This is a genomic window from Paraburkholderia sp. MM6662-R1 (genome assembly GCF_050436245.1).
Taxonomy (GTDB): Bacteria; Pseudomonadota; Gammaproteobacteria; order Burkholderiales; family Burkholderiaceae; genus Paraburkholderia; species Paraburkholderia tuberum.
The window spans coordinates 1,333,756-1,354,471 of sequence record NZ_JBNDLV010000003.1 but is presented as its reverse complement, the minus strand read 5'-3'; the positions used below and the strand labels follow the sequence as shown (position 1 = coordinate 1,354,471).

The following is a 20,716-nucleotide window of genomic DNA, read 5'->3' as shown; positions in this document are numbered from 1 at the left end:
TCGCGGCGTTCTATATGTCGCGGCTATGATTTAGATCTTGATAAAGCCGGATTGATCGAACATGACAGACTCTGTATTGAAAGATGTCGAAGCCCCTGTGCGGGAAAGTGACAACAGCCTTGTGTGGTCGGACGCACGGCTACTCGGCTTCACGCCGATGGATGACGTGCATAAGGAATTCTATGGAGTTGCGCTACGGCTCGTGACCTGCACCGATGCGAGCGCCCTTGCCGCAATCGACGAATTCGAAAAACACGCCGTCAGCCATTTCGAGCAGGAAGACGAATGGATGCGCACGACAAACTTTCCCCCGCGCGACTGCCACATCGAAGAGCACGAAGCCGTGCTGAATTCAGTCCGAGACGTTAAAGCCGCGGTCGAAGCAGGGCAGGCCGGTTGCGCGCTGGTGCATGACATCGGCATGCATCTGTACAACTGGTTTCCGGGACACGCCGACTACCTGGATTCGGCGCTTGCTGCATGGATGACGAAACAGACGATGGGTGGAAAGCCTGTTGTCTTAAGACGGACGATTTGAAGAAAAAGCTGCAGGGATTTCTCTCTGCAGCCCTTCAGCTCTCCAAGCGTTTATGCTTCGCGCGTTCGGAATTCTTGCTGACCTGTGGCTTCCGTCAACGCATCGTCGCTACCTTCCTCCAGCGAAATATTCCAGGTTTCGCGTCCCTTGACCCACCACATCGCGGCGGCAACCGGACCGGGCAGCGCAAGCGCCAGCAGTACGAGCAACGGTGCGGAAGGTGCGCCCGTCGTGCTGAAGGCACTCGTCAGCAGTAGCGGCGTAACCATTGCGCCCACTCGACCGAAAGCAACGGACACGCCCAAACCCGAGGCGCGCAACCGCGTCGGCAGGATTTCAGCGGAAACCACGTAAGCTGAGATATAGCCCCACGTGCTCGTCAAGAAGTAACCTGATCCTCCCTATGTCCGCAGTGATGTCTCTTGCTGTCCTGGCCACGGCCCATATCAGCCACCCGACTCGCGCAGCACGATATGACCCAGTTCGGCGGGGTGGGCGGCGTCGACGCGCACGCTCGGGCAGGAGATGCCCATAGCGGCGATCATGTCGTCCCGCGCGTCGTAAATCGGGAACTCGATCTGACTTGTCGCGATATCGCCGGGCACAGTCTCGAGGAGCGTTTGAACAGGCCGCTTGCCGATCCGATCGATACGGCCGTGATCCGCTCGACGGAGAAACCGGTCAGTCCCGATGGCTGGCGGGCTGATTGTTCTGAACGGGAGTCTGGCGCCCGGCGGTGCGGTTCTGAAGCGCGCCGCCGCTACTCCCGAACTGCTCGAACACGAAGGGCGTGCCGTGGTATTTACCTCGCTCGAAGATCTGGCCGCGCGCATCGACGACCCCGGTCTGGACGTTCGCGCGGACGACGTTCTCGTATTGCAGAACGCGGGGCCGCGCAGTGCTTCAGGCATGCCCGAGGCCGGCTATCTGCCGATTCCGCAGAAACTTGCGCGGGCGGGGGTGAAGGACATGGTGAGGATTTCCGATGCGCGCATGTCGGGCACGGCGTACGGGACCATCGTGCTTCACGTGACGCCAGAAGCGGCGCTCGGTGGCCCGCTGGCGCTGGTGCGCAACGGTGATCGGATCCGGCTCTCGGCGCGGGACAAGCGGATCGATCTACTGGTCGACGAGGTCGAGCTGGCGCGTCGTGCCGCTGAGATTCGTCCGGCGCAAGGGATGTATGCGCGCGGTTACCAGCGGCTCTATCACGATCACGTACTCTCTGCCGCGGCAGGGTGCGACTTCGACTTCCTCACCGCGTTTCCTTCCGAAGAGCTTAAGTAAGTTCATCCCCCATCAGAGGTGTTGTCGAAGATTCGATCGTCGAATTCGATCGGGAACGGGTCGTTTCGGCTCAGAGTTCCGGCTTCGGACGCGTTCCGGTAGACGTCAAGACGCGCCGAAACAACGTTTCGGATGTGATCCCCGACTATGGCGGATTGCCTGGGCCCCAGTGTTTCGAGGCGTGTAACGCCCATTGGTATCGCGGCTCAATCTCGCAAGTGGCCGGACTAGACCGTCGATCCTGCTGGATATGACCAGGTGAGATGGTGCTGAACGGAGGCTAGCTTGTTATTCCTTGTCATAACGGCGCACTGGAACGCGGCTATCGGCGCGAGCTACGATGAAGCACAACGACGGCGTGTAAATTACGCCTTTTTCACGTAGGCGTTACACCACCCTTTTGCGTAGACCAGCTTGCCCCCGTAGGTCGGACACGGCCCAATCGTGGAACCGGGTTTGCCTTGATACAGTTGGCAATTGGCGCAGGTCTGCCCTGTCTGGTACCGAGGGAATTTCGCCTTGTCGACCTTCGATGCGTCCATCTTGTATCCGAGGGCCAGTGCGGTCGGATCGTTTTCGGACAGCACAGGCGCGTCCGCGTTTGACTTTGTCGAGAGAACCGTCGTTGAGGCAACGGATGCGGCAAGTATCATGAAATGACGGCGAGAGAGCGACACGATCGAAACCTCCTTTCGAGACACAATCAGACGGTGGCAAAGTGACGGTGAACCGGTCAATCGCAAACCGCCTCGTCATAACATGAGCAATCAGCATACCTGTCGATTGTCGAACACCAGTTTCGCAGCCGGCCTGTTGGGTGAAATATCACATGCGATATATTGAAGGCCGAGGCATGACCGAGCCACGGAGGATCGATCGTGGAACCGGATGTGACGCAGAAGCTGATCGGTACGAGGAGCGGGATATGAAGATGACCTTGCGCGGCCCGCTATCGTTGTGAACCGGACCAAAGCGAAGTCCGGAGAACTCCAGAAGCGGCCCTGGGTCTCGCGCCGAGTTTTCGGCTGTGAGACCGCGCTCGCTTGAGTGCGCTGTGCCGCGTTACTCTCGTGTCATCCGTCTACCGGCGAACGCATGTCATTGCGGCTTGAGGTGCAGATCGTTGCTCACGGATTGCACCCCCGGCACGCCGTGGGTCACCGCAAGTGCTTCCAGAATCTGTGCCTCTGAATCCACGTATCCCGACAACTGCACGACGCCTCGATACGTTGCCACGCTCATCGGTAACGATCGTAGCGCGGGGTCCGCGACAAGCGCCTGCTTCACCCGGCGGGCGAGCGTAGCGTCGTCGGTGGCGATTGCCCGCGGCGCGGTCGCGGACGGCGTCGCCGTCGCGGTCGACTTACAGCCGTTGGTGAACACGAACGCGGGCAACGCGAACATCGCGACGATCAGCAACCGGTCTTTGATGTATGGCGCGTTTCGCATGTCGGTTATGACATCCAAATCCGTTCATTCGTACATTCAAACGTCGACACAAAAACATCGCTGCCGTGGCGCTCGCGGCAAAGTATGCACGGACGGCACGGGCCATGCTGATACGAAACCAGGCCTTTCAGGCTAGCCATGTACCTGCACGATCCAGCGTGACCGATTGACAGATTCAGCGATTAGCAGCGAAACAGCATTCACTTACCATCACAAGCTGTGTCATACGTTGGGCGGTACGTTTAACCTGCCGCATACGGCACACTACACCCACAGCGCCGCGCCCGATGCGCTTGCGTGCGTCGCACGCGCGCTCGGCGGCAAGCGCGCGGCCGACGCGGGTCCGCTGCTGTTCGAACTGAACCGCGCGCTCGGCATTCCGATGGCGCTCGCGCAGATCGGCATGCCCGAGCAGGGACTCGACGAAGCGGCCGATCTCGCGTGCAAGAATCCGTATGCGAACCCGCGTCCCGTGGCGCGCGATGCGATCCGCGCGCCGCTGCAACGTGCGTGGCAGGGCGCCGAACCCGCCTGAGCATTGGCCAACGCAGCGCCGCCAGAACAATCGATGGAGGAAGACATGTCGACAGACAGCAAAGAAGCCGAGCAGGCCCTGACCGAGCAGGTGGTAGCAAGCTTCGCGGGCACGCCCGACGAACGGCTGCGCACGTTGATGCAAAGCCTCGTGCGGCACATGCATGCGTTCGTGCGTGAAGTCGAGCCGACCGAGGCCGAATGGATGTCGGCCATTCGCTTTCTGACCGACACCGGCAAGATGTGCGATGACCTCGTGCGTCAGGAATTCATCCTGTTGTCGGATACGCTCGGCGTATCGATGCTCGTCGACGCGATCAATCACCGTCTCGCGACGGGCGCGACCGACACCACCGTATTCGGTCCGTTCTATATTCGCGGCATGCCCGAGCGCGCATATGGCGAGAACATCGCGTTCACGCCGGGCACGCCCGCACTCGTGCATGGGCGCGTGCTGTCGACGGACGGAGAGCCGCTTGCCAACGCGGTGCTAGACGTCTGGCAGACCGCCGATAACGGCATGTACTCGGGGCAGGACACCGAGCAGCCGCACGGCAATCTGCGTGGACGTTTTCGCACCGACGCCGAAGGCCGCTACGCGATTTCGACGATCGTGCCGGTCAGCTATCCGATTCCGACCGACGGCCCGGTCGGCCGCATGCTCGAAGCGACTGGACGGCATCCGTGGCGACCCGCGCATCTGCACTTCATGATAGATGCGCCTGGGCATCGGACACTGGTCACGCATGTGTTCGATCGCGAGGATCCGTATCTGGATTCGGACGCGGTGTTCGGCGTGAAGCCCTCGCTGATGGTGGACTATCGCGAGTGCTCCGCGGATCACGAACTCGCGCGCCGCTTCGGTTTCGATGGACCGTTCCGCGAAGCGCGCTACGACTTCATCCTCGATCGGAGTTGATGACGATGGCACGTTTTTTTTTTTTCGCGGTATTCGCGACCGACAAGCCCGGCATGCGCGAAGTGCGCGAACGGGTGCGTCCGGTGCATCGGACGTGGTTGCGCGGCAATCCGCATCGTGGCGTGTTCGTGCGCCTCGGCGGTCCGACGCTCGCGCCGCAATGCGATGCGATGAATGGCACGTTGCTGGTCGTCGAAGCGGAGCGTATCGACGATGTGATGGAGTTCGTCAGCAACGATCCGTATATGCAGGCGGGGCTATTCGATTGCGTCGAGATCCGTCCGTGGGACTGGAGCCTCGGCAATCCGGAACGGAGAGTCTGAGCGATGAACGAAACACCGCTGTGCCCGCTTGCCGACGTGCCCGACGGCGGCGCGCGGGTCGTCGATGCCACGGCCGCCGGCGTGCCCGTCGTGGTCGTGCGGCGTGGCGAGCAGGTGTGGGCTTACGCGAACCGTTGCGCACATTTCGGTGCCGCTCGATTTCGAGCCCGGCGATGTGCTGTGCTATCGCGCGCAGGTGTTGATGTGCGCGCATCACAGCGCGCTGTTGTCAGGCGTGATCCTCGTGCTGCCGGAGGGCGAGAGCGAACACACGGTGTATCTGTGAACCGCGCGCAGACCAGTGCGATCGGGTGAGTGGCGCAGTCGTTCTGGAAATGATTCGGGGCAAGGCGCGAGGCTGAACGACGCGCCATACCCCGCCGCCGCTACTTCAACCGCCCCGCCAAAAACTGCTGCAACCGCTCGCTGCGCGGATTCGTCAGCACCTGATGCGGATGCCCTTGCTCCTCGATCTTGCCCTTGTGCAGGAATACGACATGATTCGACACGTTGCGCGCAAAGCCCATTTCGTGCGTGACGACGATCATCGTGCGGCCTTCTTCGGCGAGCGCCTGCATCACACGCAGCACTTCGCCGACGAGTTCGGGATCGAGCGCCGAAGTCGGTTCGTCGAACAGCATCACTTCCGGCTCCATCGCAAGCGCGCGAGCAATCGCGACGCGCTGCTGCTGACCACCGGACAGATGCGACGGATATTTTTTCTCCGTGCTGGCCGGCAAACCGACCTTGGTCAGATACTTCCGAGCGCGTTCCTCGGCTTGCGCGCGGCTCAATCCCAGCACGCTGATCGGCGCCTCGATGATGTTCTCGAGCGCCGTCATATGCGCCCACAGATTGAAATGCTGGAACACCATCGACAGACGCGTGCGCATCGTTTGCAACTGCTTCGGATGGGTCACGCGTAGCGAGCCGTTGCGATCCCTGCTCGTGTTGATTTCCTCTCCGTTCAGCGTGATGCGCCCGGAGCACGGCGATTCGAGAAAGTTGATGCACCGCAGGAAGGTGCTTTTCCCGGAGCCGCTCGACCCGATGAGGCTAATCACGTCGCCCGCCTTCGCCTTCAGCGAGACGCCCTTCAATACCTCGTTGTCGCCGAACTTCTTGTGCAGGTCGTCGACCGTCAGCTTGTACATGCTCGTATGCTCCATCATGACGCGAATGCGTCCGGGTTTAATGCGCTTGCGGTTTCAGATAAGCCAGCAATCGGATTTCCATCTTGCGGAAGCCCCAGATCAGCGCGAACACGATCGCCGCATACAGAATCGCCGCGATGCCGTACGCCTGGAACGTCGCGTAGGTCGCGGAGTTGACGTCGCGCGCCACTTTCAGAATGTCGGGGACGGTCGCCGTGAACGCGAGTGTCGTCGCGTGCAGCATCAGGATCACCTCGTTGCTGTACGAGGGCAGTGCCCGGCGCAGCGCCGAAGGCAGGATGATGCGCGTGTACAGCTTGAACTTCGACATGCCGTAAGCCTGGGCCGCCTCGATTTCACCGTGCGAGGTCTCCCGGATCGAACCCGCGAAGATCTCGGTGGCATACGCGCATTCGTTCAGCGCGAACGCGAGCAGCGTGCAGTTCATCGCATTGCGAAAGAAGCTGTCGAGCATCTGGTGCGAATGGACGAAATGCAGACTGTAGAGGCCCGTGTAGATCAACAGCAACTGAACGTATAAAGGCGTGCCCCGGAAGATGTAGGTGTAAAGCCAGACGGGTCCGGAGATGTAGCGGTTGCGCGACGCGCGCGCGATCGCGAGCGGCACGGCCAACACGAAACCCAACACGATCGACGCAACCAGCAACCACAGCGTGATGACGAGGCCGGTGTAGTTGAAGCCGTCCGTGAACAGGTAGTTCTGCCAGTATTGACGAGTCAGTTCGATCACAGCGTGGCCCTCCGTACGCCGATCGAGTAGCGCTTCTCGAGGCGGTTCAATAGCAGATTCGAAATGGTGGTGATGGCGAGGTAGATGGCCCCGGTCGCCAGCGTGAAGAAGAAGAACGACTGCGTGCTCTTGCCGGCGTCCTGCGATGCCTTGACCACGTCCGCGAGACCGATGATCGACACGAGCGCGGTGGCCTTCACGAGCACCTGCCAGTTGTTGCCGATGCCGGGCAGCGCGAAGCGCATCATCTGCGGGAACAGGATGCGCGTGAACACGCGCCGCGCGCTCATGCCGTACGCGAAGCCCGCTTCGATCTGCCCGCGCGGCACGGAGAGAAACGCGCCGCGGAAGGTTTCGGTGAAGTACGCGCCGTAAATGAAGCCGAGCGTGATCACACCGGCGAGAAACGGATCGATGTCGATCTGCTCGATGCTGAACATGTCGGTCAGATCATTGAGCCAGATCTGGATGCTGTAGAACAGCAACAGCATCAGCACGAGATCGGGCACGGCGCGGATCAGCGTCGTGTACATCGTGCCGATGCGCGAGATCGCACGGTTGGTCGACAGCTTCGCGGCGGCGCCGAGAAGTCCCAGCGCAAACGACGCCGCGAGCGACAGCACCGCGAGCTTGATGGTTACCCACGTGCCCGCGAGGAGCAGCGGACCGAAGCCTTGAAACAGCATGGGAGTGTCCTTGATGGAGCGAGCCGCGCGCATGCGCGCGGGGCCTGGCGATCGGGGGGAGCGGGCTTGTGGGGGGCGGACTCAACTGCCGTACACGTCGAAGTTGAAGTACTTCTGCTCGATCTTCTTGTAGGTGCCGTCCTTGATCATGTCGGCGATCGCCTTGTCGACCTTCGTCTTCAGATCGGCGTCTTCCTTGCGCATGCCGATGCCCGCGCCGTTGCCGAGGATCTTCGGATCGTCGATGGTCTTGCCGACGAAGTCGAAGCCCGCGCCGCGCGGCGTCTTCAGGAAACCCTGGTCAGCCTGCACGGCGTCCTGCAGCGCTGCGTCCAGACGGCCCGACTGCAGGTCGGTATAGACCGCGTCCTGGTTCTGATACGGCACGACCTTCACGCCCTTGGCCTCCCAATAGGTCTTCGCGTAGGTTTCCTGGATCGTGCCCTGTTCGACGCCCACCGTCTTGCCCTTCAGCGAGTCGGCGGTCGGCAGGATGCCCGAACCCTGCTTCGCGACGAGACGTGTCGGCGTGTTGAACAGCTTCGACGAGAAGGCGATCTGTTCGGCGCGTTGCGGCGTCATCGACATCGACGACAGCACGCCGTCGAACTTCTTTGCCTTCAGTGCCGGAATCATGCTGTCGAAGTCCTGCTCGACCCACACGCACTTCGCGTTCAAACGGCGGCAGATTTCGGTGCCGAGGTCGACGTCGAAGCCGACCAGCTTGCCATCGGTCGCTTTCGATTCGAACGGCGCGTAGCTCGCATCCACGCCGAAGCGAACCGTGGACCAATCTTTGGCGAAGGCGCCGGTGGCAGCGAGCGCGAGGGCGAGGGACAAGGCGAGTTTCTTCATAAAGTCTCCGGGAGGGAACGCTGCGAGGTGCGATGTTGTATAGACAATTATCCCGTACGAGCGATGAGCGGCAATCAGGGTTAGTGCTTACGGGCACCCGGGAAGGAGACAGGGAGTAGGCGTGAAAGCCTTTGTGGACAAGCTCGGAAGGCTAATTGAAGGGCTGCGGGCGCAGCCGGAATTTTCGCGTATACCCGCGGTCTATACCGTGGCGGATATCTTGTCCATACAACTTCGTTGCGGCGAAGCCGGCGTAGGCGTCGGGCCGCGAACCGCACAATCCGCTCTACGAATGCGCAGGCGGCAGATACGTCATGTGCTCTTCGTCGTACAGCGCGTAGATCAGTTCGAGCATGCGCTTGATGTCGGCGGATTCGTCGAGCATGCGCATGCTCATGATGATCGGCGAGACGAGGTTCTGATCGTCGAGGTCCTTGTAGGCGACGTCGCCGCGCTGCAAGCCGTACACGCTCGCCGGCACGATCGAGATGCCTTCGCCCGCGCCGACGAGGCCGAGCGCGATCTGCAATTCGCGCGTCTCGTAGAGCCGCTGCGGCTTCAGACCGCGATCGTGAAACGCGGCCAGCACCTGGTCCGCGTAACTGGGCCGTGGCGCCTTCGGGAAAATGATCAGCGTTTCGCCGGTCAGGTCCTGCAGCGACAGCACCGGCTTCGCGGCGATCAGCGGATGGCCGAGCGGCAGCGCGACGATCATCCGTTCTTCGCGCAGCACGACGCGCCGGATGCTCGGGTCTTCGTGACGGATGCGGCCGAAGCCGACGTCGATGCGGCCTTCCTTGAGCGCCTTGATCTGATCCATCGTCGACATCTCGTGCAGGCTCAGCTCGACGGTGCTGTTCTCGGTACGAAAGCGCCGGATGATTTTCGGCAGCATGCCGTACAGCGTCGAGCCGACGAAGCCCACCGACAAACTGCGCTCGATCTTGCCGACGCGCCGCGTCATCGCCTCGATTTCCGTCGTTTGCGCGAGCAGTTGCACGGCGTGCGAATAGAAGAAGCGGCCAGCCTCGGTCAGCTTCAGCGGCCGCGAGTTGCGCTCGAACAGCTGCACGCCAAGGATGTCTTCGAGCTGCTGGATCTGCCGGCTCAGCGGCGGCTGCGCAATATGCAGACGTTTGGCGGCCTTGGTGACATTGCATTCCTCGGCGACGGCCACGAAGTAGCGCAGATGGCGCAGTTCCATAGAAATACCTTTTAAGTATCGTCGCGATACCAAATCAGTGTTGGACGATGCAAATGGCGTGGAACTATCCTTCAGTTACCGTAGACGCCCCACAAAATTATACCTCCCGAGCATCGATAACTCGGCCCGGTCTGAAGCGTCGGTCGGCCCCTGGAGACGGCGCAGGCAAATCCTCGCGCATGGGATCCAAGACCTAGAAAGAGTTCAGGAGCAGCAATGAGACATGCTGATATCGCAACCCCGATGCAAGGGTTGTCCACCGATTCCCTCAGGCACCAGATCCCGCCTCCCGTGCCGAAGGTCGAGCGCTTGCGCGCCACGGCCTGACGCCATACGGAGGCGCACCGCCTCCGCTCCCCCACGTGAAAGACCAACCGGCCACCGGCCTCCCGGCAGGCAGGCCGCTCCCTATACGCGTGCGTCGCACGCATACCAACAGTCCGAACCAGGAGACAGGCATGATTCCGATCTACCCGGATCACACTCCACAACTGAAGAACATCGACGACTTTCTCGTGGAAGACCGCGAGCGCGGCGATTACCGCCTGCATCGCAGCGCGTTCACCGACGAGCGTCTGTTCGAACTCGAAATGCAGCACATTTTCGAGGGCAACTGGATTTACCTGGCCCACGAAAGCCAGATCCCGAACAACAACGATTACTTCACGACCTACATGGGCCGTCAGCCGGTCGTGATCGCACGCAATCGTCAGGGCGAACTGAACGCGTTCATCAACTCGTGCACGCATCGCGGCGCGATGCTGTGCCGCCACAAGCGCGGCAACAAGGCGACCTATACGTGCCCGTTTCACGGCTGGACCTTCAACAACAGCGGCAAGCTGCTGAAGGTCAAGGACCCCGCGGACGCCGGTTATCCCGACTGCTTCAACAAGGAAGGCTCGCACGACCTGAAGAAGCTCGCGCGCTTCGGCAACTATCGCGGCTTCCTGTTCGGCAGCTTGAGCGATGACGTGCCGCCGCTCGAAACGTTCCTCGGCGAGGCCGCGCGCATCATCGACATGATCGTCGACCAGTCGGAAGACGGTCTCGAAGTGCTGCGCGGCTCGTCGACCTATACGTACGAAGGCAACTGGAAGCTGACCGCCGAAAACGGCGCGGACGGTTATCACGTGTCGGCCGTGCACTGGAACTATGCGGCAACGACCAATCATCGCAAGGAAGAGAACGCGCGCGAAGACAAGATCCGCGCGATGGATGCCGGCAGCTGGGGCCGTCAGGGCGGCGGCTTCTACGCGTTCGAGCACGGTCACATGCTGCTGTGGACGCGCTGGGCGAATCCCGAAGACCGTCCGAATTTCAGCCGCCGCGAGGAATTCGCCGCGCGCTGCGGCGCCGAGCGCGCGGACTGGATGATCCAGAACTCGCGCAACCTGTGCCTCTACCCGAACGTGTATCTGATGGACCAGTTCGGCTCGCAGATTCGCGTGCTGCGGCCGCTGTCGGTCAACAAGACCGAGGTGACGATCTACTGCATCGCGCCGAAGGGCGAGTCCGACGAAGCGCGCTCGCGCCGCATCCGTCAATACGAGGACTTTTTCAACGTGAGCGGCATGGCCACCCCCGACGACCTCGAGGAATTCCGCGCCTGCCAGCTGGGCTACGCGGGCCGCGCGGTCGAATGGAACGACATGTGCCGCGGTTCGAAGCACTGGATCGACGGCGCGGACGAAGCCGCGCAAAAGATCGGCCTCAATCCGGTGATGAGCGGTGTGAAGACCGAGGACGAGGGCCTCTACACGGTGCAGCACCGCTACTGGATCGACACGATGAAAAAGGCGCTGAATGCGCCGGGGAGCCGCGCATGAGCAACATCGCCATCACCGATATTCAGGCTTTCCTGTTTCGCGAAAGCCGCCTGCTCGACGACGAGCAATGGGACGAGTGGCTCGCCTGCTATCACCCGGACGCGTCGTTCTGGATGCCGTCGTGGGATGACGAGGACAAGCTCGTCACCGATCCGCAGCGCGAGATCTCGCTGATCTACTATCCGAACCGCCAGGGCCTCGAAGACCGCGTGTTCCGCATCAAGACCGAGCGTTCGAGCGCGACGATGCCCGACACGCGCACGAGCCACAACCTGGCCAACGTCGAAGTGGAGAGCGCGGACAACGGCGTGTACACGGTGCGCTTCAACTGGCACACGCTGAGCCATCGCTACAGGACGAACTACAGCTACTTCGGCATGTCGCGCTACGTAATCGACTTCAACGGCGCGCAGCCGCAAATCCTGAGCAAGTACGTCGTGCTGAAGAACGACTACATCAATCAGGTCATCGACATCTACCACATCTAGCCGGTGCGGTTGCAGGAGACAGGTCATGGAACACACTATTGCACTTCAGTTCGAAGACGGCGTCACGCGCTTCATCAGTTGCCGTGAGAACGAAACGCTGTCGGATGCCGCTTACCGGCAGAAGATCAACATTCCGCTCGATTGCCGTGAAGGCGCGTGCGGCACCTGTCGGGGGCTGTGCGAATCGGGTGCCTACGACATGCCCGAGTCGAGCTACGTCGAAGATGCGTTGACCTCCGAGGAAGCGAGCCAGGGCTATATCCTCGCGTGCCAGACGCGGCCGCGCTCGGATCTGGTGATTCGCGTGCAGGCGTCGTCGGCGGCGTGCAAGACCGGGGTGTCGCGTTTCGAAGGCACGCTCGCGGCGGTCGAACGGCTGTCGGATTCGACGATCCATTTCTCGATCGATATCGATGGCGCGAGCGCGCCGAGCTTTCTCGCGGGTCAATACGTGAACGTCGAGATTCCGGGCGCGAGCGGCGAGAGCCGGTCGTACTCGTTCAGCTCGGCGCCGGGCGCGACGCGCGCGGCGTTCGTCGTGCGCAACGTGCCGGACGGCAAGATGAGCGGCTTTCTGAGCAACGATGCGCAGCCTGGTCAGCAGATCGGCTTCACGGGTCCGTATGGCAGCTTCTACCTGCGCGATCCGCAGCGTCCGGTGCTGTTCCTCGCGGGCGGCACCGGCATCGCACCGTTTCTGTCGATGCTCGACGTGCTGAAGGCGAGCGGCAACCTGCAGCCGGTGCGCCTCGTGTACGGCGTGACCAACGACATCGATCTGGTCGCGCTCGAACAGATCGAAGAGGCGCAGCGCTCGCTGCCGAATTTCAGCTATCGCACCTGTGTCGTCGATTCCGCGAGCAGCCACGAGCGCAAGGGCTACGTGAGCGCGCATGTGGATAGCGAATGGCTGAACGACGGCGACGTCGACGTCTACCTGTGCGGCCCGGTCGCGATGGTCGAAGCGGTGCAGGGCTGGCTGCGCGACAGCAGCGTCGAGCCCGCGAACTTCTACTACGAAAAATTCTCGGCGAGCAACGTAGCATGACTTCGACCTTTACCAATCGCTTCAAGGGCAAGGTGCTCGTCGTGACCGGCGCGGGCCAGGGCATCGGCCGTGGCGTCGCGTTGCGCGCGGCGCGCGAGGGCGCGGCTTTGGTGCTGGTCGACCGTTCGCCGATCGTGCACGAGGTGGCCGAAGAGATCGCACGCACAGGCGGCGATGCGCGCGCGTTCATCGCCGACCTCGAAACCTATGCGGGCGCGGCCGCGATGACGGCCTTCGCGATCGAGGCGTTCGGCCGCATCGATGCGCTCGTCAACAACGTCGGCGGCACGATCTGGGCGAAGCCGTACGAGGAATATGAAGCAGAGCAGATCGAGGCCGAGGTGCGGCGTTCGCTGTTCCCGACGCTATGGTGCTGCCACGCGGTGTTGCCCGCGATGCTGAAGCGCGCGAGCGGCGCGATCGTCAATGTTTCGTCGATTGCGACGCGCAGCATTTATCGCGTGCCGTATGCGGCGTCGAAGGGCGGCGTCAACGCGCTGACCGCGAGCCTCGCGTTCGAGCATGCCGAACACGGCATCCGCATCAACGCGGTCGCCACCGGCGGCACCGAAGCGCCGCCGCGCCGCGTGCCGCGCAATACGGCACCGCAAAGCGAGCAGGAAGCGACGTGGTATCAGGGCATCGTCGATCAAACGATCGCGTCGAGCCTGATGCATCGCTACGGCACGATCGACGAACAGGTCGGCGCGATCCTGTTCCTCGCTTCCGATGACGCGTCGTATATCACCGGCACCGTGCTGCCGGTCGGCGGCGGCGATCAGGGCTAGCGGGCAGCCCTGACCCACATCGACGATGAATCCCACCCCTAGCCAGGCGCCGACCACGCGCGCCGTTGCGGCCGACTGGTCCCTGTCCGCCGTCGTGGCCGGCTTTCTGGCCGTGCTGATTTCGTACGCGGGCCCGCTCGTGATCTTCTTCCAGGCGGCGCAAGCCGCCCACATGCCCAACGAGATGGTCGCGTCGTGGGTATGGGGCATCTCGATCGGCGCGGCCGTCTCCGGCATCTTCGCGAGCTGGAAGCTGAAAGTGCCGGTCGTGACCGCGTGGTCGGCGCCCGGCACCGCGCTGCTGGTCGGACTGTTTCCCGCGTTGACGCTGCATCAGGCGGTGGGCGCGTATCTGAGCGCCGCCGTGATCATTCTGCTGATCGGTATCTCGGGCTATTTCGACCGCATGGTGCGCAGCATTCCGAAGGGCATCGCCTGCGGGATGATGGCCGGCATTCTGCTGCAGTTCGGCACGCATGCGTTCAAGGCGGCGGCGTCGATGCCCGCATTGGCGTTCGGCATGATCGGCGCGTACATCGTGTTCAGGCGCCTGCTGCCGCGCTATTGCATCGTGCTGGTGCTGTTGACGGGCACGGTGTTCGCCATCGCGCTCGGCGCCGCGCACCTGGGCGCGCTGCCGCTGCAAGTCACGCGGCCGATCTTCATCGAACCCGAATGGACGCTGAGTTCGACGCTGAGTCTTGCCTTCCCGCTCGTGGTCGTCAGTCTGACCGGGCAGTTTCTGCCGGGGATGGCGATTCTGCGCGTGTCCGGCTATCACACGCCGGCCCGGCCGATCATCACCGCGACGAGCATCGCGTCGATCGGCGTGGCGTTTTTCGGTGGCATCACGATCGTGATCGCCGCGATCACGGCGGCGTTGTGCACGGGCAAGGATGCGCACGACGACCCGGACAAGCGCTATATCGCGGGCATGGCGAACGGCGTGTTCTATCTGATCGGCGGCACGTTCGCCGGCGCGATCGTCGCGCTGTTCACGATGCTGCCGAAGGAGTTCGTCGCGATTCTGGCGGGCCTCGCGTTGATCGGTGCGATCACGTCGAACGTGATGGGCGCGATCGAGGACGAAGACCATCGCGAGGCCTCCGTCATCACGTTTCTCGCGACCGCATCCGGTATGACGTTCCTCGGGCTCGGCTCCGCGTTCTGGGGCATCGTGATCGGCGCGTTCGCGTACCTCGTGCTGAACAAGGTGCGGCGCGAGACGGCGGCAAACCGATGACCAACCGATCGACTCAAGGCCGCGCCCCGAGCGCCTGATAGAGCGCGGCGGTATCGGCATAACGCTGCGCGGCGGCTTTGGTGCGATCGAGTCCGGTCTGCAATTCCTGACGCTGCGTATCGAGCAGTGTCAATTGACTGATGCCGCCCGCCGCATACCGCTGGCTGGCGATCCCTGCGCTGTGTTGTGCGCTGCGCTGCGCGGCGTCGAGTGCCTGCAATGCAATCGCGTCCTGATCGAGCGCTCGCAGCGCGTCGGCGACCTGTTGCAGTCCCTGCAGCACGGTTTGCTTGTAGACGGCGAGCGCCGCTTGCCAGGCCGCCTCCGACGAGCGCTTGCGCGCCAGCAGTTCACCGCCGTGGAACAGCGGCTGCGTGAGACCCGCACCGAAATTCCACACGTTGAAGCCCGTCAGCAGATCGGACACGTTGACGCGTTCGGTCGCCGCGCTGCCCGACAGCGTGATGCGCGGATACAGGTTCGCGGTCGCGACGCCGATGTTCGCGCTCGCCTGATGCAGCAGCGCCTCGGACGCGCGAATGTCGGGCCGCTGCCGCGCGAGCGTCGACGGCAAGGTCAGCGGCAGATCGGCCGGCAGCACTAGCGTGTCGAGGTCGAGCGCGGCGAGGTCGTGGGTGGTGGCCAATTCCGCCGGCGCGCGTCCCAGATAGATCGCGAGTTGATGATCGGTCTGCGCAAGCTGCGTGCGCAATGGCGGTAACGTCGCGCGGGTTTGCTGCACGAGCGTGCGCTGGCTCAGCAGATCGACCTCGGAGATGCCGCCCGCGCCATAGCGGCGTTCGGCGATATCGAGTTGCTGCATCTGGTTGGCGAGCAGCGCTTCGGTGAGGGCGATCTGCCGCGCGAGCGACGCGCGCCGGATCGCCGCCGTCACGACGTTGCCCGCGACCGTCAAACGCGCGGCTTCGAGTTCGTATTGCTGATAGTCGACCTGCGCGGCCACCGCTTCGAGCGCGCGGCGATTCGCGCCGAACAGATCGAGCGTGTACGACACCGTGACCTGTGCGCTGTACAGCGTGAACGGCGCAAACGCGCGGCCCTGCGTCAGCTGACCGAAGCCGAGCGCCTCGGGATCGATTTTCTCGCGCGTGGTCGACAGGTTCGCATCGACTTGCGGCCATAGCGTGCCGCCCGCCTGCGCGCGATAGTCCTGCTGCGCTTCGTCGAGTTTCGCGCGGGCTTGCGCGAGGGTCGGGCTATCGTCGAGCGCCTGTTGCACGAGCGCGTCCAGCGCCGGCGAGCCGAAAGCGCGCCACCAGCCGTCGCCGGGCACCTCGGTCGGCACGAAGTGTTGCGCGGCGCCGCCGGGACCATCGGCTGCGACGGTGCTCGCCGCAAGCGGCGCGGCGGTATAGCTCGACACGCTGGTCACGTCGGGTCGATGGAAATCCGGGCCGACGCTGCACGCGCACAATGCCGCGCTTGCGCAGAAGCCGGCCAGCCGGCGCATGGCGCAACGCTGGGACCAACAAGCCGCGCGATGAAAAACCGCGTCACGAAAGCCAGGAGCGGAACACATTGCAGGCCTTCCTCAATCGAGCGTGCGCCGATAGAACTTCACGGCGATACCCATGACGACGAACAGAAAGATCAGCAGCGGCCATACGTGCGGCCACATGTCGGCCCAACCGACGCCCTTGAGCAGAATGCCGCGCACCAGCCGGTTGAAGTAGGTGAGCGGCAACAGGTTGCCGATGTACTGCGCCCACTTCGGCATGCCCGCGAACGGAAACATGAAACCCGACAGCAGGATGTTGGGCAGAAAATAGAACATCGTCAGTTGCATGGCCTGCAACTGGTTCTGCGCGAGCGACGACAGCGTAATGCCGATCGTCAGATTGGCCGCAACGAACAATAGAGCGGACAGATACAGCGCGATCAGACTGCCTTCGAACGGCACGTTGAACACGAAGCGCGCCGCCGCGAGAATGATGCTGACCTGCACCAGGCCGATCGCCACGTAAGGCACGATCTTGCCGGTCATCACTTCGAGCGGCAGTACCGGCGTGGCGAGCAGATTTTCCATCGTGCCGCGCTCGCGTTCACGGGTGATCGCGAGGCCCGTCATCATCACCATCGTCATCGTCAGGATCACGCCCATCAGGCCGGGCACCACGTTGTACTGGGTCAGGCTTTCGGGGTTGTAGAGCCGGTGCAATTGAACGTCGAAAGCGGCCGGGCCGACCGCGAGCGTCGACAGCGGACCCGTGAGGTCCTTCTGCAACACCGACTGCGCGATCGACGGCAGCGCGCCGAGCGCGGTGCCCACCGCGGTGGGGTCCGTCGCGTCGGCTTCGACGAGCAGCGATGGCCGCGCGCCCTTGGCCAGATCGCGCGTGAAACCGACGGGGATATTCAGCACGAACAGCACCTTGCCCTGTGCGAGCGCGCGGCGACCGGATTCTTCGTCGGGCAGCGTCGATACGATGTCGAAGTATTCGGAGTTGCGCATCGCCATCAGGAAACTGCGCGTGAACTCGCTGTGATCGGCGGCGATGACGGCGGTCGGCAGATGCTTGGGGTCGGTATTGATCGCGAAGCCGAACAGCGCCATCTGCATGATCGGCAGCACGATCATCATCGCAAACGTGATGCGGTCGCGCTTCAGTTGCAAAAACTCCTTGCGCACGACGCTCCACCAACGCATCAGCGAAAAGCGTGGAAGTCGGCGCGCGGAATTCACGATGCTTTGCCCGAGGGGGTGGCGTAATTGTCGGTCGAGCGGTTCATCATGAAGATGAACACGTCCTCGAGGCCGGTTTCCTGTGGTTCGATCCGCAACGCCGGGTCCGAATGAGCCAGTTGGTCGATCGTGGCGTGGAGCTCGGGCGTGTCGGGACCGCTCACGTGCAGCGACGAACCGAACGCCACCGTCTGCTCGACGCCGGGCGAGCGGCGCAGCCGGTCGCCGAGCGCGACGAGATTCTGGCCGTACACGGCCCACGTCACGAGCCCTTGCGAATCGATGACCTGTTTCGACGTGCCCTGCGCGAGCAGCTTGCCGTAGGCGATATAAGCGAGCTTGTGGCAGCGTTCCGCTTCGTCCATATAGTGCGTGCTGACGAGCACCGAGATGCCGCGCGCCGCGAGGCGATGCAACTCTTCCCAGAAGTCGCGGCGCGCGCTCGGGTCGACACCTGCGGTCGGTTCGTCGAGCAGCAGCAGTGCCGGCTCATGGAGCATGCACGCGGCCAGCGCGAGACGCTGCTTCCATCCGCCCGACAGTGCGCCGGCCAACTGCTTCGCACGGCTTTGAAGGCCAAGCTGTTCGAGCGCGCGATCGACCGCCTCGCGGCGGTTCTTCATCTCGTAGATGCGCGCAACGAAGTCGAGGTTTTCGCGGATCGTCAGATCTTCCCAATAGGAGAAGCGCTGCGTCATATAACCGGTGCGCCGCTTGATCTGCGCGCTGTCCCGCACGATGTCGTAGCCGAGACACGTGCCGCTGCCGGAGTCGGGCGTCAGCAGTCCGCACATCATGCGGATGCAGGTGGTCTTGCCGCTGCCGTTGGGGCCGAGAAAGCCGAAAATCTCACCGCGCTGCACGCGCATCGTGACATCGTTGACCACGTGCTTGGTGCCGAAATGCTTGTTCAGCCCCTGCACGTCGATCGCGTACACGGGGTCGCTGGCATTGCCGGGGGGCGCGAGCGCACTCATTGCAGCGTGACCGTGACGGGCTGGCCGGGCCGCAGCTTCGGCGCATCGGCGGTCTGGGGTCGGGCTTCGACCATGAACACGAGTTTCGCGCGGCTTTCGTTGCTGAAGATCACCGGCGGCGTGTACTCCGCCTGGTCCGAAATGAAGCTGAGCACGGCCGGCACATCGGCCGCGCAACCGTCGCAATGAATCGATACGCGACGGCCCGGCGCGAGCGAGCCGACCACTCCCTGGGGCACGAAAAAGCGCACCTTGACGTTCTCCGGCGGCAGCATGCGCACGACGGGGCTGCCGGCCGGCACCCATTCGCCGCTGCGATACATCGTGTCGAACACGAGGCCCGCGTGCGGCGCGTGCACGCTTTTCTGATCGAGCTTCCATTGGGCCTGGCCGAGCTGGGCCTGCGCCGCGTCGACCTGCGCCTGCTGCGCGCGGATCTGTTCGATCCGCCCAGGCAGACGCGCGACGGCCAGCTGGCTTTGCAACTCACGCACGTGCGCGGCGCTCGACAACGCGCTCGCGCGCGAGTCGTCGAGCTGGCTTTGCGCGATGCCGCCCGCACCGAATTGCTGTTGGTCGCGGCGCAACTGCGTCGCGGCGCGCGCCGCATCGGCTTCGGCCTGCACGAGTTGCGCGCGCGTCACATCGACTTCCGGCGGACGCTTGCCGGTTCCAAGGTCGGCAAGCTGGGCGCGGGCCGAGCGCAGTTGCTCGCCCGCCTGCGCGACGGCGTCGGTTTCGTTCTGCGCTTCGAGCGCGAAGAGCGGCGTGTTCTGCGCGACGGTCTGCCCGCGCGAGACCGCGAGCTCGGTCAACTGTCCCGCCTGCGAAGACGCGAGGTACAGGAACTCGCCTTCCACATAGCCTTGCCACGTGTTCGCCGGTGGTCGCGAACAGCTTGCGCACGCGATGCACAGCGCGAGCAACGCGGCACGTCGGGATGAGCTGGCGAACCCGATCATGACGGCTTGCCCTTCGCGCGGCGTGCGGTGGACGTCGCCCCGGTTGCGGCCTTGGCGTTGGTCTCGACCGCCGTGGTTGCGCTCATGCCCTGCGCGAGCAGCGCGACGACATGGCGTTCGAGCGTCGCGCGATCGAACGAGGTACGCGGATTCAGGCGCTGCCAGATCCTCGCGGTTGCCTGCGGCAGCATCACCAGAGCGAGCACCGAGTTGAACAGCAGCAACGGTTCGAGCTGGGCGTTCAACTGACCCGACGCGCAGCCACGCGCGATGTTCTGACCGAACGCGGCGAGCTTTTGCACGGGGATGCGCGCAAACGCGCGCTCGCGCAGCAAACCGCCTTCGTTGACGATCTCGCGCAGCCAGAGCGAAGGCAGCCACGGCATGGTTTCGGTGACATCGAACATGCGCTTGACGATGCCTTGCGTCAGCGCGAGCGGTTCGTCGTGTTCGGGATCGACCGGGTCCCAGATCGCGCCGAACGCGGCGACGAGCCTTTCCTCGAACAACGCGTCGAGCAGCTTTTCGCGCGTCTGGAACCAGTAGTGCACCATCGCGGACGTCACGCCGCTCGCCGCCGCGATCTGCGCAAGCGTCGTGTTGGCGATACCGCGCTCGGCGAACAGCGCCACCGCGACATCGAGCAGATGTTCGCGTGCGTCGAAGTCCTGCGGATGAGGACGGCGACCCATTCGGGAACGGGCGGCTTGCGGCATGGACACCAGACTAATTGATGAGTTAGTTAGTTTTAACTCATTGATACTAGGTTATTTTCCGGTATGGCGAAGGAGGGGAAACCCCTGGCGGCGGGCGGCCTTTATTCTCTCGTTGATGCGCGTCAGGAAACGCGCGACGTCACTGCCTGGGTAGCTTCGCTTTCGCCGTTCCGCCTGACGTTAAGCTGACAATGGACGGCAGTTGGCATCCCGCGCGAAGCGCACTTTCGCCGGAAATTTCTATACTTTCTCTAGCGCACACCC

General features: G+C 63.1%; 22 protein-coding genes and 3 pseudogenes. 11 read left to right on the top strand and 14 right to left on the bottom strand.

Features of this window, described 5'->3' with window-relative positions; translation table 11 throughout:
* Window positions 1-61 precede the first annotated feature (61 nt).
* Window positions 62-538 (top strand): bacteriohemerythrin, encoded by a 477-nt coding sequence (locus tag OKW39_RS29225; protein ID WP_429564213.1) that lies wholly within the window; start codon window positions 62-64, stop codon window positions 536-538.
* A 50-nt stretch (window positions 539-588) separates the two neighbouring features.
* Here the strand turns inward: OKW39_RS29225 and OKW39_RS29220 are convergent, their stop codons facing one another.
* Both OKW39_RS29220 and OKW39_RS29215 read right to left on the bottom strand, forming a co-directional pair.
* The gene (locus OKW39_RS29220) at window positions 589-807 is read right to left on the bottom strand and encodes a hypothetical protein (RefSeq protein WP_429564212.1); all 219 of its coding nucleotides are present in this window, start codon (window positions 805-807) and stop codon (window positions 589-591) included.
* 177 nt (window positions 808-984) lie between these two features.
* Complete coding sequence (locus OKW39_RS29215; protein ID WP_429564291.1) at window positions 985-1,143, bottom strand: hypothetical protein; 159 nt, start codon at window positions 1,141-1,143, stop codon at window positions 985-987.
* On the opposite strand from OKW39_RS29215, the pseudogene OKW39_RS29210 reads away from it, so the two are divergent.
* Window positions 1,108-1,825: pseudogene (locus OKW39_RS29210) on the top strand (dihydroxy-acid dehydratase); the annotation flags it as partial. The gene OKW39_RS29215 and the pseudogene OKW39_RS29210 sit on opposite strands and share 36 nt — an antisense overlap.
* Before the next feature lie 365 nt (window positions 1,826-2,190).
* Here the strand turns inward: OKW39_RS29210 and OKW39_RS29205 are convergent.
* Both OKW39_RS29205 and OKW39_RS29200 read right to left on the bottom strand, forming a co-directional pair.
* Window positions 2,191-2,478, bottom strand: a complete 288-nt coding sequence (locus OKW39_RS29205) for a high-potential iron-sulfur protein (protein ID WP_090810793.1) — start codon at window positions 2,476-2,478, stop codon at window positions 2,191-2,193.
* Window positions 2,479-2,923: 445 nt separating this feature from the next.
* Window positions 2,924-3,274, bottom strand: coding sequence for a BON domain-containing protein (locus OKW39_RS29200; protein WP_090810795.1), 351 nt, complete (start codon window positions 3,272-3,274; stop codon window positions 2,924-2,926).
* A gap of 208 nt (window positions 3,275-3,482) precedes the next feature.
* Here OKW39_RS29200 and OKW39_RS29195 point away from each other — a divergent pair.
* From OKW39_RS29195 to OKW39_RS29180, 4 genes and pseudogenes are all read left to right on the top strand, one after another.
* Window positions 3,483-3,809, top strand: a pseudogene (locus OKW39_RS29195) (maleylacetate reductase); the annotation flags it as partial.
* Window positions 3,810-3,854: 45 nt separating this feature from the next.
* Window positions 3,855-4,727: an intradiol ring-cleavage dioxygenase gene (locus OKW39_RS29190; protein ID WP_090810797.1), complete on the top strand. Its 873-nt coding sequence runs from the start codon at window positions 3,855-3,857 to the stop codon at window positions 4,725-4,727.
* A gap of 5 nt (window positions 4,728-4,732) precedes the next feature.
* A complete protein-coding gene (locus OKW39_RS29185) occupies window positions 4,733-5,050 on the top strand; it encodes a YciI family protein (RefSeq protein WP_429564211.1) in 318 nt (105 codons plus the stop codon).
* A gap of 3 nt (window positions 5,051-5,053) precedes the next feature.
* Window positions 5,054-5,276 (top strand): annotated as a pseudogene (locus OKW39_RS29180) (Rieske (2Fe-2S) protein); the annotation flags it as partial.
* A gap of 160 nt (window positions 5,277-5,436) precedes the next feature.
* On the opposite strand, the gene OKW39_RS29175 reads toward OKW39_RS29180, so the two are convergent.
* From OKW39_RS29175 to OKW39_RS29155, 5 genes are all read right to left on the bottom strand, one after another.
* Window positions 5,437-6,204 (bottom strand): ABC transporter ATP-binding protein, encoded by a 768-nt coding sequence (locus OKW39_RS29175; RefSeq protein WP_429332639.1) that lies wholly within the window; start codon window positions 6,202-6,204, stop codon window positions 5,437-5,439.
* Between the two features lie 37 nt (window positions 6,205-6,241).
* On the bottom strand, window positions 6,242-6,955 hold the full coding sequence (locus OKW39_RS29170) for an ABC transporter permease (protein ID WP_090810803.1): 714 nt from the start codon (window positions 6,953-6,955) through the stop codon (window positions 6,242-6,244).
* Window positions 6,952-7,641 carry an ABC transporter permease gene (locus OKW39_RS29165; protein WP_090810805.1) on the bottom strand — a complete coding sequence of 230 codons (690 nt, stop codon included), beginning with the start codon at window positions 7,639-7,641 and terminating at the stop codon, window positions 6,952-6,954. Before OKW39_RS29165 ends, OKW39_RS29170 begins: the two co-directional genes overlap by 4 nt.
* An 81-nt stretch (window positions 7,642-7,722) precedes the next feature.
* On the bottom strand, window positions 7,723-8,496 hold the full coding sequence (locus tag OKW39_RS29160) for an ABC transporter substrate-binding protein (protein WP_184069458.1): 774 nt from the start codon (window positions 8,494-8,496) through the stop codon (window positions 7,723-7,725).
* Between the two features lie 286 nt (window positions 8,497-8,782).
* Complete coding sequence (locus tag OKW39_RS29155) at window positions 8,783-9,700, bottom strand: LysR family transcriptional regulator (RefSeq protein WP_429332640.1); 918 nt, start codon at window positions 9,698-9,700, stop codon at window positions 8,783-8,785.
* Window positions 9,701-10,158: 458 nt separating this feature from the next.
* Between OKW39_RS29155 and benA the strand changes: the two genes are divergently transcribed.
* The 5 genes from benA to OKW39_RS29130 are packed head-to-tail and all read left to right on the top strand — an operon-like array spanning window position 10,159 to window position 15,093.
* On the top strand, window positions 10,159-11,526 hold the full coding sequence (benA, locus tag OKW39_RS29150) for a benzoate 1,2-dioxygenase large subunit (protein WP_429332641.1): 1,368 nt from the start codon (window positions 10,159-10,161) through the stop codon (window positions 11,524-11,526).
* Entirely contained in the window at window positions 11,523-12,014 is a 492-nt protein-coding gene (gene benB / locus OKW39_RS29145; protein ID WP_090810812.1) for a benzoate 1,2-dioxygenase small subunit, read from the top strand. The genes benA and benB overlap by 4 nt, the downstream gene beginning before the upstream one ends.
* A gap of 25 nt (window positions 12,015-12,039) precedes the next feature.
* On the top strand, window positions 12,040-13,062 hold the full coding sequence (gene benC, locus OKW39_RS29140) for a benzoate 1,2-dioxygenase electron transfer component BenC (RefSeq protein WP_429564210.1): 1,023 nt from the start codon (window positions 12,040-12,042) through the stop codon (window positions 13,060-13,062).
* Window positions 13,059-13,850: a 1,6-dihydroxycyclohexa-2,4-diene-1-carboxylate dehydrogenase gene (locus OKW39_RS29135; protein ID WP_090810816.1), complete on the top strand. Its 792-nt coding sequence runs from the start codon at window positions 13,059-13,061 to the stop codon at window positions 13,848-13,850. Before benC ends, OKW39_RS29135 begins: the two co-directional genes overlap by 4 nt.
* Window positions 13,851-13,875: 25 nt before the next feature.
* Complete coding sequence (locus tag OKW39_RS29130) at window positions 13,876-15,093, top strand: benzoate/H(+) symporter BenE family transporter (protein WP_429564209.1); 1,218 nt, start codon at window positions 13,876-13,878, stop codon at window positions 15,091-15,093.
* Between the two features lie 13 nt (window positions 15,094-15,106).
* On the opposite strand, the gene OKW39_RS29125 is transcribed toward OKW39_RS29130, so the two are convergent.
* The 5 genes from OKW39_RS29125 to OKW39_RS29105 all read right to left on the bottom strand — a co-directional run bounded on the left by OKW39_RS29125 (window position 15,107) and on the right by OKW39_RS29105 (window position 20,428).
* Entirely contained in the window at window positions 15,107-16,564 is a 1,458-nt protein-coding gene (locus tag OKW39_RS29125) for an efflux transporter outer membrane subunit (protein WP_429360172.1), read from the bottom strand.
* Window positions 16,565-16,645: 81 nt separating this feature from the next.
* A complete protein-coding gene (locus tag OKW39_RS29120) occupies window positions 16,646-17,761 on the bottom strand; it encodes an ABC transporter permease (protein ID WP_090810822.1) in 1,116 nt (371 codons plus the stop codon).
* 32 nt (window positions 17,762-17,793) lie between these two features.
* Window positions 17,794-18,774 carry an ABC transporter ATP-binding protein gene (locus OKW39_RS29115; protein WP_429332646.1) on the bottom strand — a complete coding sequence of 327 codons (981 nt, stop codon included), beginning with the start codon at window positions 18,772-18,774 and terminating at the stop codon, window positions 17,794-17,796.
* Complete coding sequence (locus OKW39_RS29110) at window positions 18,771-19,736, bottom strand: HlyD family secretion protein (RefSeq protein ID WP_429332647.1); 966 nt, start codon at window positions 19,734-19,736, stop codon at window positions 18,771-18,773. The genes OKW39_RS29115 and OKW39_RS29110 overlap by 4 nt, the downstream gene beginning before the upstream one ends.
* Entirely contained in the window at window positions 19,733-20,428 is a 696-nt protein-coding gene (locus OKW39_RS29105) for a TetR/AcrR family transcriptional regulator (protein WP_184061816.1), read from the bottom strand. Before OKW39_RS29105 ends, OKW39_RS29110 begins: the two co-directional genes overlap by 4 nt.
* Window positions 20,429-20,716 lie beyond the last annotated feature (288 nt).

Coding starts and splice junctions, on each gene's coding strand:
- OKW39_RS29155 (WP_429332640.1), bottom strand. CDS start 9,700: ATGGAACTGCGCCATCTGCGCTACTTCGTGGCCGTCGCCGAGGAATGC.
- OKW39_RS29185 (WP_429564211.1), top strand. CDS start 4,733: ATGGCACGTTTTTTTTTTTTCGCGGTATTCGCGACCGACAAGCCCGGC.
- OKW39_RS29135 (WP_090810816.1), top strand. CDS start 13,059: ATGACTTCGACCTTTACCAATCGCTTCAAGGGCAAGGTGCTCGTCGTG.
- OKW39_RS29110 (WP_429332647.1), bottom strand. CDS start 19,736: ATGATCGGGTTCGCCAGCTCATCCCGACGTGCCGCGTTGCTCGCGCTG.
- benB (WP_090810812.1), top strand. CDS start 11,523: ATGAGCAACATCGCCATCACCGATATTCAGGCTTTCCTGTTTCGCGAA.
- OKW39_RS29115 (WP_429332646.1), bottom strand. CDS start 18,774: ATGAGTGCGCTCGCGCCCCCCGGCAATGCCAGCGACCCCGTGTACGCG.
- OKW39_RS29200 (WP_090810795.1), bottom strand. CDS start 3,274: ATGCGAAACGCGCCATACATCAAAGACCGGTTGCTGATCGTCGCGATG.
- OKW39_RS29165 (WP_090810805.1), bottom strand. CDS start 7,641: ATGCTGTTTCAAGGCTTCGGTCCGCTGCTCCTCGCGGGCACGTGGGTA.
- OKW39_RS29175 (WP_429332639.1), bottom strand. CDS start 6,204: ATGTACAAGCTGACGGTCGACGACCTGCACAAGAAGTTCGGCGACAAC.
- OKW39_RS29105 (WP_184061816.1), bottom strand. CDS start 20,428: ATGGGTCGCCGTCCTCATCCGCAGGACTTCGACGCACGCGAACATCTG.
- benA (WP_429332641.1), top strand. CDS start 10,159: ATGATTCCGATCTACCCGGATCACACTCCACAACTGAAGAACATCGAC.
- OKW39_RS29125 (WP_429360172.1), bottom strand. CDS start 16,564: ATGCGCCGGCTGGCCGGCTTCTGCGCAAGCGCGGCATTGTGCGCGTGC.
- OKW39_RS29190 (WP_090810797.1), top strand. CDS start 3,855: ATGTCGACAGACAGCAAAGAAGCCGAGCAGGCCCTGACCGAGCAGGTG.
- OKW39_RS29225 (WP_429564213.1), top strand. CDS start 62: ATGACAGACTCTGTATTGAAAGATGTCGAAGCCCCTGTGCGGGAAAGT.
- OKW39_RS29160 (WP_184069458.1), bottom strand. CDS start 8,496: ATGAAGAAACTCGCCTTGTCCCTCGCCCTCGCGCTCGCTGCCACCGGC.
- OKW39_RS29205 (WP_090810793.1), bottom strand. CDS start 2,478: ATGATACTTGCCGCATCCGTTGCCTCAACGACGGTTCTCTCGACAAAG.
- OKW39_RS29120 (WP_090810822.1), bottom strand. CDS start 17,761: ATGCGTTGGTGGAGCGTCGTGCGCAAGGAGTTTTTGCAACTGAAGCGC.
- benC (WP_429564210.1), top strand. CDS start 12,040: ATGGAACACACTATTGCACTTCAGTTCGAAGACGGCGTCACGCGCTTC.
- OKW39_RS29130 (WP_429564209.1), top strand. CDS start 13,876: ATGAATCCCACCCCTAGCCAGGCGCCGACCACGCGCGCCGTTGCGGCC.
- OKW39_RS29220 (WP_429564212.1), bottom strand. CDS start 807: ATGGTTACGCCGCTACTGCTGACGAGTGCCTTCAGCACGACGGGCGCA.